This window comes from Komagataeibacter saccharivorans, from assembly GCF_003207825.1.
In the GTDB taxonomy this organism is placed as follows: domain Bacteria; phylum Pseudomonadota; class Alphaproteobacteria; order Acetobacterales; family Acetobacteraceae; genus Komagataeibacter; species Komagataeibacter saccharivorans.
On the sequence record NZ_NKTY01000015.1, the window covers coordinates 65478 to 75255 of the forward strand.

General features: G+C 63.0%; 11 protein-coding genes. 3 read left to right on the forward strand and 8 right to left on the reverse strand.

The genetic code is table 11. The features are described from left to right. Positions 1-139: 139 nt before the first annotated feature. Positions 140-862, reverse strand: a complete 723-nt coding sequence (nth, locus tag CFR79_RS09920; protein WP_110547797.1) for an endonuclease III — start codon at positions 860-862, stop codon at positions 140-142. 147 nt (positions 863-1009) lie between these two features. On the opposite strand from nth, the gene CFR79_RS09925 reads away from it, so the two are divergent. Beyond that, positions 1010-2794, forward strand: a complete 1785-nt coding sequence (locus tag CFR79_RS09925) for an ABC transporter ATP-binding protein (protein WP_110547798.1) — start codon at positions 1010-1012, stop codon at positions 2792-2794. 11 nt (positions 2795-2805) lie between these two features. On the opposite strand, the gene CFR79_RS09930 is transcribed toward CFR79_RS09925, so the two are convergent. The 7 genes from CFR79_RS09930 to hisB are packed head-to-tail and all read right to left on the reverse strand — an operon-like array spanning position 2806 to position 7427. Then, complete coding sequence (locus CFR79_RS09930; protein ID WP_102325636.1) at positions 2806-3183, reverse strand: histidine triad nucleotide-binding protein; 378 nt, start codon at positions 3181-3183, stop codon at positions 2806-2808. Positions 3184-3211: 28 nt separating this feature from the next. Beyond that, entirely contained in the window at positions 3212-3622 is a 411-nt protein-coding gene (locus CFR79_RS09935; RefSeq protein WP_110547799.1) for a phosphoribosyl-ATP diphosphatase, read from the reverse strand. A 29-nt stretch (positions 3623-3651) separates the two neighbouring features. Then, positions 3652-4413, reverse strand: a complete 762-nt coding sequence (gene hisF, locus CFR79_RS09940) for an imidazole glycerol phosphate synthase subunit HisF (RefSeq protein ID WP_110547800.1) — start codon at positions 4411-4413, stop codon at positions 3652-3654. Then, on the reverse strand, positions 4413-5768 hold the full coding sequence (hisA, locus tag CFR79_RS09945; protein WP_102325639.1) for a 1-(5-phosphoribosyl)-5-[(5-phosphoribosylamino)methylideneamino]imidazole-4-carboxamide isomerase: 1356 nt from the start codon (positions 5766-5768) through the stop codon (positions 4413-4415). Before hisA ends, hisF begins: the two co-directional genes overlap by 1 nt. Continuing rightward, complete coding sequence (hisH, locus tag CFR79_RS09950) at positions 5765-6445, reverse strand: imidazole glycerol phosphate synthase subunit HisH (RefSeq protein WP_110547801.1); 681 nt, start codon at positions 6443-6445, stop codon at positions 5765-5767. The genes hisA and hisH overlap by 4 nt, the downstream gene beginning before the upstream one ends. 8 nt (positions 6446-6453) lie before the next feature. Next, positions 6454-6834, reverse strand: coding sequence for a hypothetical protein (locus tag CFR79_RS09955; RefSeq protein ID WP_110547802.1), 381 nt, complete (start codon positions 6832-6834; stop codon positions 6454-6456). Beyond that, the gene (gene hisB / locus CFR79_RS09960) at positions 6831-7427 is read right to left on the reverse strand and encodes an imidazoleglycerol-phosphate dehydratase HisB (protein WP_102325642.1); all 597 of its coding nucleotides are present in this window, start codon (positions 7425-7427) and stop codon (positions 6831-6833) included. Before hisB ends, CFR79_RS09955 begins: the two co-directional genes overlap by 4 nt. 167 nt (positions 7428-7594) lie before the next feature. Between hisB and CFR79_RS09965 the strand changes: the two genes are divergently transcribed. Then, on the forward strand, positions 7595-8182 hold the full coding sequence (locus CFR79_RS09965; protein ID WP_110547803.1) for a nitroreductase family protein: 588 nt from the start codon (positions 7595-7597) through the stop codon (positions 8180-8182). A 34-nt stretch (positions 8183-8216) separates the two neighbouring features. Next, entirely contained in the window at positions 8217-9398 is a 1182-nt protein-coding gene (gene ubiM / locus CFR79_RS09970) for a 5-demethoxyubiquinol-8 5-hydroxylase UbiM (protein WP_110547804.1), read from the forward strand. Positions 9399-9778: the final 380 nt, after the last annotated feature.

Sequence of the window (9778 nt, forward strand, 5' to 3'; positions counted from 1 at the left end):
TGGAGGTGCCGGGGGCAAGACCGTCTGCGGCACCGGCAGGCCCATCAATGGCTTTTTCGGGTCATAGGCAGTCTGCTGCGGGCAGGACGCGGCAGGTTAAGGACTTCGGTAACAGAGGCCGGAAGTCACGCGCCTTGCTTCAGCCTGCCGTCGCGCCACCCGGTCCAGCCTCCGGTCCGACCGCGCGCAGGTCATCCTTCAGGCGGTACTGGCAGGGGTCATAGGCGGGACAGCGCCAGCATTCGGGCTTGCGGGCCTTGCATACATAGCGCCCGTGCAGGATCAGCCAGTGATGGGCAGGGCGCAGCATTTCGGCGGGTATGCGCCGGACAAGCTGGTCTTCCACCGCCCGCGGGGTCGTGCCCGGCGCAAGCCCCGTGCGGTTGCCGATACGGAAGATATGGGTATCGACCGCCATCGTACTGTCCCCGAACGCGACATTCATCACCACATTCGCCGTCTTGCGGCCTACGCCGGGCAGGGATTCCAGCGCCGCACGGTCACCGGGCACCTGACCGTCAAAGCGTTCGAGCAACTGCCGCGACAGGGCCACGACATTATGCGCCTTGGTCCGCCATAGCCCGATGGTGCGGATATGTTGCCCAACCTTTTCTTCCCCCAGCTCCACCATCGCCTGCGGGTTTGGGGCATCACGGAACAGGGCGACTGTGGCCCTGTTGACCGAGGCATCCGTCGCCTGTGCCGACAGCACCACCGCGACCAGCAGGGTATAGTCATCCACGAAATTGAGTTCACTGGCGGCATCTGGGTTGGCTGCGGCCAACTGGCCGATGAAGGTGCGCACTTCCGCCAGTGTCATGGCACGGCGGGCAGGTCTGGCGCGGCTGGCGGGTGTTTTCATCGGAGGCTCGCTGGAAGGATCACGCCACATTGTGTGGCGGGGCAGTAATAGGTGCAAATCGCCACAGGCTCAATTTCCGTTACCGGCCTTGCACCCGGCGGGGGCGGCGGTTAGTCGTTCCAGCCCCTGCGATATGGCATGGTGGCAATGATATCTTTCTTCTCCCGCCGGGAAACCGGACGACATGAATTTTCCGATGTGCTGGGCTTTGTCTGGCGCAGGTGGCGCGCGCATCCGGCCTGTCTGGCATGGACGCTGGTGGGGATCGGCGGGGCCACGGTTGCGGATGTGACGATGCCGCTGCTGGCGGGCTGGCTGGTCAGTGACGTGTCGCATCCGGCGGAAGGGACAGTGCTGCATCATGTTGCGTGGGATGTAGCGGGCCTGACCTTACTGGGGCTGCTGGGTATCGGGGCGCGGCGCATGGCGTATGTCTCCATCTCGCACCTGACATCAAGGGTCATGACCGGCATCGTGACGGAGGCATTCGCGCGCGTGCAGCGGTTTTCCAGCGAATGGCACGCCAGCAATTTTGCCGGTTCCATCGTGCGGCGCATCACCCGGGGGCTGGGGGCGGTCGATACGCTGGGCGATACGCTGCTGCTGATGCTGGTGCCGGAAATGATGGTCCTGTGCATTACGACTGCGGTGCTGGCCTTTCACTGGATGCTGATGGGTCTGGTCCTTGCCGTCGGGGCCGTGGTCCTGGTCGGGCTGTCGGTCGTGCTGACCCTGCATTACGTGACGCCGTCCGCCCGGCTGGCCAATATGTGGGATACGCGGATGGGGGCCACGCTGTCAGATGCGGTGACATGCAATGCCGTGGTCAAGGCATACGGGGCCGAGGTGCGTGAGGATGCCCGGCTGGCATGGGTTGCGAACCGCTGGCGCCAGCGCATGCTGCGTTCATGGCTACGCGGCACCAACAGCGCCAATCTGCAGAATTTCGCAGCCCTGATCATGCGTATGATGCTGATTGCGGGTATTGCCCTGTTATGGATGCGCGGGCGTGCCGGACCGGGTGATGTCGCCTATGTGCTGACGATGATGTTCGTCATACAGGGTTATCTGCGGGATATCGGACAGCAGATTTCGGTCGTGCAGCGTTCGGTCAACGAGATGGGGGAACTCGTCGCCCTGTTCCATGCGAAGCCGGAGGTCGCGGACAGACCCGGTGCCGGTGCGCTGCGGGTGACGCAGGGGCATATCCGTTTCACGCATGTAGGCTTTGGCTACGGACGTCACCATGCCAGACCGTTATTCGAGGATCTGGATCTTGATATCGCACCGGGCAGCAAGGTTGCCCTTGTGGGGCCATCGGGTTCGGGCAAGACCACGCTGACCCGGCTGCTGCAGCGGCTGTATGACGTGCAGGCGGGGTGCATAACCATCGATGGCACGGATATCGCCACTGTCACGCAGGCCAGCCTGCGCGGGCAGATCGCCATCGTCCCGCAGGAACCGCTGCTGTTTCACCGGACCATTGCCGAAAACATCGCCTATGGTCGGCCAGACGCCACGCCTGCGGAAATCGCCCATGCGGCCCGTCAGGCCAATGCAGCCGATTTCATCGACCGCCTGCCGCGCGGTTACGCGACGATGGTGGGCGAACGAGGGGTCAAGCTGTCCGGTGGGGAACGGCAGCGCATCGCCATCGCCCGCGCCTTTTTAAGTCAGGCGCGGATCGTCATCATGGATGAGGCGACATCAAGTCTCGATTCCCATTCCGAAATGCTGGTGCAGCAGGCGATGGAACGCCTTATGGCGGGACGCACGGTGCTGGTCATTGCCCACCGCCTGTCCACCGTCATGGGACTGGACCGCATCATCGTGTTCCGTCAGGGACGGGTGTGCGAGGATGGAACCCATGCCGAACTCATGGCCCGGCATGGGGGAATCTATCGGGAACTGTTTGAAATCCAATCCCTGTAGGCAGGCGGCTGTCAGCCCGGCAGCATGGCGCCCAGCGCCTTGCCGCCAAACAGGTGGACATGGAAATGCGGCACTTCCTGTCCCGCTTCCTCGCCCACGTTGGACAGCAGGCGGTAGCCACGGGTTTCCAGCTTCAGGTCCCGCGCGACAGTGCCAAGTGCGCGGGTAAAGCCCGTGATTTCAGCTTCAGATGCGTTCTGGCTGAAATCGGCAAAGGAGACATATGCCCCCTTGGGAATGACCAGAACGTGGACCGGCGCCTTGGGTGCGATGTCATGGAAGGCGAGGGCGTATTCATCCTCATACACCTTCTTGCATGGCAGTTCGCCGCGCAGGATACGGGCAAACACGTTTTGCGGGTCGTAGGGACCGATGCCGCTTACGGCCATGGGCTTTTCTCCTGTTGCAGTGTGAAAATCAGGCCAGCGGGTCGCGGGGACGCGATGCCTTTTCGGCCACGCCGCTGACCCCTTCGCGCCGTTGCAGTTCGGCCCACACATCGGCGGATTTTACGCCCGCATCCACCCACATCACGATCAGGTGGTACAGCACGTCCGCACTTTCGCTGACCAGTTCGTCACGGTTGCCCGCTACGGCTTCGATCAGGCATTCGACGGCTTCCTCACCGAATTTCTGTGCAATCTTGCGCCGACCGCGCGCCAGCAGTCGCGCGGAATGACTGACCGACGGGTCCGTGCCCCGGCGGGATTCCACAACATCGAACAGGCGGTCCAGCACATCGGGTGATGCCGGGGCGACGGCTTCGGGCTTCGGCGCGGCTGCGACCTTGGCCGGGGCGTTCTTGCGGGATTTCTCTGGCTTGGCCATGGAATGCTCCGATAGGCGGGAAAAGGGAATCAGGTGGTCTGGCGAACCGGCAGACCGGCGGAGGCAAGTGCCTGCTTGACCTGCGGAATGGTGAACTGTCCGAAATGGAACACGCTGGCGGCCAGCAGGCCGGTGGCGCCCGCTCGCGCGCCTTCGACAAAATGGTCCAGTTCCCCAACGCCGCCGGAGGCCACGATGGGAATGCGGACCGCCGCGTTGGCCGCGCGCAGCAGGTCAAGGTCGAAGCCCTTGCCGGTACCGTCGCGGTCCATGCTGGTCAGCAGGATTTCACCCGCCCCGCGTTCGGCCACTTCCCGGCACCAGTCGATCACGTTCCGCCCGGTGGGGGTGCGGCCACCATGGGTATAGACTTCCCATGATCCGTGGCCGTCGCTGCGCGCGTCAATGGCCACCACCACGCACTGGCTGCCGAATTTCTGCGCGGCCTCACTGACCAGTTCGGGGCGCGACACGGCGGCGGAATTCATGGCGCATTTATCAGCACCCGCCAGTAGCAGGCGACGCATGTCGTCCGTGGTGCGCACGCCCCCGCCCACCGTCAGCGGCAGGAAGATGCGTTCCGCCGTGCGGCTGACCACATCCAGAATGGTATCGCGGTTTTCATTACTGGCCGTAATGTCAAGAAAGGTCAGTTCATCCGCGCCCGCCGCGTCATACACCGCGGCCTGTTCCACCGGGTCGCCCGCATCGCGTAACGAGACAAAATTGACGCCCTTGACCACCCGGCCATTTTTCACATCCAGACAGGGGATGACGCGCAGCTTCAGCATCAGGCCAGAACCCGTAGGGCTTCGCTCAGATCAATGCGGCCATCATACAGCGCGCGGCCCACGATCACGCCTTCAATTCCGGGCGCACGCGCGGTTGCGGCCCGCAGTGCTTCCAGATGCGCAAGCGTGCCCACCCCGCCACTTGCGATGACCGGAATGGACAGGGCATTGGCCATATCCGCCGTCTGTTCGATATCGATGCCCGTCAGCATGCCGTCGCGGCTGATTTCGGTAAAGATGACGGCCGCCACACCGGCATCCTGCATGCGCAGGCCCAGCTCAACGGCTTTCATTTCCGATGTTTCAGCCCAGCCTTCTGTTGCGACCTGTCCGCTGCGGGCGTCGATGCCCGCCACGATCCGGCCGGGGAAAAGACGGCAGGCTTCGCGTACCAGTTCCGGGTTCTTGACGGCGACGCTGCCCAGAATGACGCGGCTGATCCCGGCGTTGAGCCATTTGCCGATGCTTTCCAGATCGCGCAGGCCACCACCAAGCTGCACCGGAACGGATGCGTTGGCGATGATCGCCTCGATGGCTTCGGTATTGGCGGAACGCCCCGCGAAAGCCCCGTTGAGGTCAACCACATGCAGCCACGAACAGCCCGCATGGATCCATGCCAGAGCCTGCGCGCCGGGATCATCGGAATAGACGGTGGCGTTATCCATTTCCCCACGGCGCAGGCGCACGCAGGTGCCGTCCTTGAGGTCGATGGCGGGGTAGAGTGTCAGGCTGTGTCCGGTCACGGGGGCATGTCCTGCTGCAGGAATGGGGGTTGAGGCATCCTGCGGATGGGCGGGTACGATCCGCTCGTCATCCTGCAGGCGTTTGGTGAAGAACAGGCCACGGACGGTCCGGCCGTCCATGCGCGCATAGCTGGGGTGGGTGCCCCAATGGTGGAACCCGCAGCGGCGGAACAGCCGCAGGGCTTCGGTCTGGGTTTCGCGCACGTCAAGGTTGATGATCTGGTAGCCCATGCTGCGTGCGCAGCTTTCCACCTCGGTCAGAAGCAGATGGCCCAGACCCAGCCCGCGTGCGTAGGGCGCTATATAGAAGTGCATGAGCGTGGCACTCATGGCCTGCGCTTCATTATTGCGTGGCGGGCGGACAAGCTGGGCCGATCCGACAATCATGTCATCCAGCCGCGCCACGAATATCTGCCGTTCGGGCACCAGCAGCACGCCACGGAAATAACGCTCCAGCGTTTCCCGCGGGGGCGGGGCCAGCCAGCCGAATCCGCCGCCCTCAAGTATGGCGGCGTTTGTGGCATCGCACAGGGCATGCAGGTCATCTTCGTGCATGTCCTGCAGACGCTCGGCATGGATGGCACCGGCAGGCACCATGTTCCGCCGGGTCATGGCGTGCCATCCGGCGTGGGTATCCAGCGGAGGAAGTTCGACAGGATACGCAGCCCCACGCCCTGACTCTTTTCCACATGGAACTGCGTGCCCGCCCGGTTGCCACGCGCCACGATGGCGGGAACCGTGCCGCCGTAATCGGTAGTGGCGACCATGTCCGTTGGGTCGTAATCCGCAAGGGCGAAGGAATGGACGAAATAGCCATGAGCGTCCGCCGCCAGCCCTTCGGTCAGGGGATGGGCGCCGGGTGTGAATTCAAGCTGGTTCCACCCCATCTGCGGCAGGCGCAGGTCCGGCACGTCCATCAGCCGGATTTCACCGGCGATCCAGCCGAAACCGGGCGTTACCCCATGTTCGCGTCCGCGCTCGGCCATAAGCTGCATGCCCACGCAGATGCCAAGGAAGGGCACGCTGTTATCGGTCGCCTCCACAATGGCGTCACGCAGTCCCGGCTGCGCGGCGAGTCCGCTTGCGCAGTCGGCAAAGGCGCCCTGACCCGGCAGCACGATCCGGTCAGCCCGGCGTACGGCCTGCGGGTCCGCCGTTATGGTGACTTCGGCATCAAGCCCGCTATCCTGCGCCGCACGGGCAAGGGCGCGCGCGGCGGAAGCAAGGTTGCCACCATTATAGTCGATCACCACGATGGACTGGGTGCGGGAGGATACGGGCGCGGGCATGGGATGCCTCATGTTACGGAGGAAACGGAGCGGGCCGGATTACGGTCCATCCAGCGCAGCAGGGCGGCCCGGCGGTCGGGGGCATACACGCCACGGATGGGCCTGTAGCCCCGAAGGCGCAGTTCCCACTGCCGGAGGTCGGGCGTGCTGAGCGCCAGAAACAGATGCATACCGCCCAGCAGGGGCAGGGCGATGCCGAGGGGGGCGAATATGCAGACCAGAATGCTTGCCCCACCCGCCAGCAACCCACTGACCGGGCAGCCCCGCAGTAGAAGCCCGACCCAGCCGCACAGCAGGACCAGCCATGACAGCCGGCTGGCTACCATGACCGGTTCGGATGTCTGGCCTTCGGTCCGCCGGGGCGGCAGCAGGGCGGCATAAAAGATCACAGGCTACCCTTGGTGGAGGGGATGATGCCGCCCGCACGCGGGTCGGCTTCACTGGCCGTACGCAGGGCGCGGGCCAGCGCCTTGAAGGCGGCTTCGGCAATATGATGGCAGTTATGGCCCGCACGCTGGATGACATGCAGGGTCACGAGGGCGCTCATGGCGAAGGCGCGGAAAAATTCCTCGAACAGTTCCGTATCCATTTCCCCGATCTTGTCACGCCCGAAGGTCACGGACCATGCAAGGAAGGGACGGCCGGAAATATCGATCACCGCTTCACACAGGGCTTCGTCCAGCGGCACCGTGGCGCTGCCATAACGGCGGATGCCGCGTTTGTCCCCGATCGCCTGCGCGAAGGCCTTGCCCAGCGCGATGCCCGTATCTTCCACCGTGTGGTGGTAGTCGATATGCAGGTCGCCCCTGGCCGTAATGTCCAGATCGCACATGCTGTGGCGGCCAAGCGCCGTAAGCATATGGTCGAAAAAGCCGATCCCGGTATCGATACTGGTCCTGCCCGTGCCATCAAGGTTGATGGTGACGGTAATGTCGGTCTCGCTGGTGGCGCGGTGGACCGTGGCTGTGCGTGGGGTGTTCATGACCCCCTTCTACAGAAGCATGCAGCCGGAATCCATACCGATCCGCCTGCGTTCCGGCGGGGTGGATATTGGCATGGCCAGCCTTCTGCGGCATGTTGTCGCGTCATCGCGCCTGCCGTCAGGACACGGACTGTCAGCAGGTAGCCAGATAGTCAGGGAACGACCACATGGCATCGCTCGATCTTCTTCTGTCACGTTTTTCCACGGATGCTCTGGTGGAGCCGGCACCGGCCGGGGGCGTGCTGGAAAGCATTCTGTCCACCGCCATGCGCGCGCCCGATCACGGCAAGCTGCGTCCGTGGCGCTACGCCATCGTGCAGGGGGATGCCCGTCTTGAACTGGCGCAGCGCGTCGTGGCCAGCATGAAGCGGCTGGACCCGGACGTAGCCCCCGCCAAGATCGAGAAGCGTCTGTCGCGTTTTTCCGCCATGCCCATGACCATCGTGCTGGGCATGCACCTGCGTCCCGAGCATAAGATTCCCGTGCTGGAACAGGAACTGGCGGTCGGTGCGGCGGCCATGAATATCCTCAATGCCCTGCACGCCACGGGCTTTGGTGGCGTATGGGTCAGCGGGGATGTGGCGTATGATCCGGAATTCGCGGCGGAACTGGGTTTTCCTGCCCCGCATAAACTGGCGGGCTTCCTGTTTGTTGGTACCCCCAAGGCCGATGCCGCAGGTCCCACGCGCCGCCCGGTTGATGGCTACGTTGCCCAGTGGACGGGAAAACCCGTCCAGTTCGGCGCAGATACATAAGTAATGAAAGCACGCGGACAGGAACGGGCAATCAATGACATATCATGATGTAACCATAATGGGCGGTGGACCAGCAGGTCTTGCCGCCGCTCTGTCGCTGGAAGCCAGGGGCCTGTCCGTTGCCGTGCTTGAACGCGCATCCTACCCCGCATGGGGGGAGCCTGCCTTTGACGGGCGCGAAATTGCCCTGACGCACCATTCAGTTTCCGTCCTGAAGGCGCTTGGTGCGTGGGATCATATCCCGCAGGTCGCCATTTCCCCCCTGCGGGAAGCGCGGGTGGAAACCGGTCGCAGCAATCATCCCCTTACTTTCGATACGAATGGCAAGGGCGTTGATGCGCTGGGGTATCTGGTATCCAACCACAGTATCCGCCGCAGCCTGTATGTGGCCGCCAGCCAGCGCCCCGGCATCACCCTGCACGGCGGTACGGTAACGGGTCATCTCCGCCGCATAGGCGACGATATGACTGTCGTGCACAGTGGGGGAGAAATTACATCCCGTCTTGCCGTCGGCGCGGATGGCCGTTTTTCACAGATTCGTCGGCTGCAGCGTATTGGTGCAGTCATGCACGATTTCCGGCGTGCCATGCTGGTCTGCCGTATGGCGCACGATCTGCCGCACCATCATGTCGCAACCCAATGGTTCGATGAAGGGCAGACCATTGCCCTGCTTCCCGTCAATGGGGGCGCGTCGTCGCTGGTGCTGACCTTGCCACGCGAAGAAATCGAACGCCTGCGTGTGCTGGACCGCGATACCTTCAATGCTGAAATCATGGAGCGGGTCGGCAGACGGCTTGGCAATATGCGGCTGGTCAGCACGCGGCATACCTATCCCCTCAAGGCGGTTTATGCCCACCGTTTCGTAGCACCCGGCTTTGCGCTGATCGGGGATGCCGCCGTGGGCATGCATCCGATCACGGCCCATGGCTTCAATTTGGGGCTGAAAGGGCAGGAAGCACTGGCGCAGGAAGTCGAGGCCGGTCTGGCGCGTGATGAATCGCCGGGTAGCCTGTCCGTGTTGCGACGTTTTGAACGGCGTCACCGTATGGCTACGCTTCCGCTATTCGCCGTCACCAATGGAATTGCCACGCTTTACACACGTGACGAGCCCGCTTTCCAGATCCTGCGCCGGACGGGATTGCGGGTGGCGGATGCGCTCTCTCCCTTCAAATCGGCTGTGACAGCCATGCTGATGGATCGTGAACGCGCGGCGTAATGTTTTTCTGCCCGCCAGAACCCTGTGCCTTGGCATTTCAGTAGGTGACCGCGTGGATTCTGTGGTGCTTTCTGGTGTTTCGTCGGGTAAGTGATTCTAAGGATTGTTAGTTTTCCGGGGTTTGAGTGTGACCCCGGGTCATATTTTTTGGTGTGTGTGCATTTTTCTGATTGACGGTATGACCGGTGGGTCCTATATCCCCCTTCACCGGCGGCGCTGAGGGAAACTTCTTGAGCTTCCTCGGCGGATTTGCTAGGTTATTCGGCCCTACGGGGTTTGGATCTTTGACAAGAGAATATGAGAGTATCTGGAAGGGATATGCTGGCGGCGCGGTTGTTGCTCTTAGGGGCGATGATTGGCGGTCTGGACTGGGTGAGACT